The organism is Streptomyces sp. MBT65 (assembly GCF_016612545.1).
Lineage (GTDB): Bacteria > Actinomycetota > Actinomycetes > Streptomycetales > Streptomycetaceae > Streptomyces.
The window spans coordinates 1-876 of the sequence record NZ_JAENRY010000677.1 but is presented as its reverse complement, the minus strand read 5'-3'; the positions used below and the strand labels follow the sequence as shown (position 1 = coordinate 876).

Below are 876 nucleotides of genomic sequence, written 5' to 3'. Positions count from 1 at the left end.
CCCACCCCCTCCCCAGAGCCGTACAAAGCAATGGCCGCCGAAGAAGACGAAGACCTCGGCGAAACCTGCTCCCCCCACAGCGCCGCCCTCGCCGCAGGCCTCACCGCCGAGTTGGCGCGGGAGGAGGCGGCCACTCCGCCGGTCAGTTCGGCCCCGCCCGGCCAAGGCCCCGACACCGCGCTCTGGGACGACGGGCTGCTGCCCCTCTTCCCGCTCCAACCGCCGCGCACAGGGCGAGAGTTGCTCGCCGATCACGTCACGGCGATGGTGTGCTGCGCCGCGATGGACACGGCCGGCGCGACCCCGGGCCTCGACTGGCTCGACGGACCGACCCTTCTCGTGAACGGCGAAAGGGCGGCCGATCTCGCCCCGAGGGTGCTCAGCCTCGTGGAGGACGGCGACCCCGCCCCGCTGCGCGCCTGGCTGATGGACCTGGGCATACGCCCCGAGAAGCCGGTACGCCTCGTCTGACGGCGCGCCCCTCGACCGCCCACCCGTATCGGAACCCCAAGCTCCACTTTTGGTCAATTAGCAACGACCAGTGACAGAGTGAGTGCTTAATGTGATGTGCTGGGGCCGATCCCGTGCATGGCAAGAGCGCGTGACATACGACAGCTGAACGAAGGATCACCACGGGGGCACGAGGGAGGGGTGAGGTCATGGGGTCGGAGCACATCCGCCGCTGGGAGTCGGGAGCGCTGGCGCACGCCGTCACGGACCCCTTCGGGCAGGGCCCCGTCCCCTGGCTCCGGGGCAGCGAGACCTACTTCGACGACACCGGCCACGTCGTCCCCTGGTACGTGGACCCGACCCCCGCCCACGACCCTTCCCGGAACTCTTCCCGCAACCCCACCCGCACCTCCGGCAGAAACGCCC

Annotated in this window: 2 pseudogenes; both read left to right on the top strand. The window is 70.3% G+C overall.

Going from position 1 to position 876, the window contains the following annotated elements:
- A pseudogene (locus JHN63_RS51520) lies at positions 1 to 471 on the top strand (hypothetical protein); the annotation flags it as partial.
- 188 nt (positions 472 to 659) lie between these two features.
- Positions 660 to 876: pseudogene (locus JHN63_RS51515) on the top strand (phosphoribosylamine--glycine ligase); the annotation flags it as partial.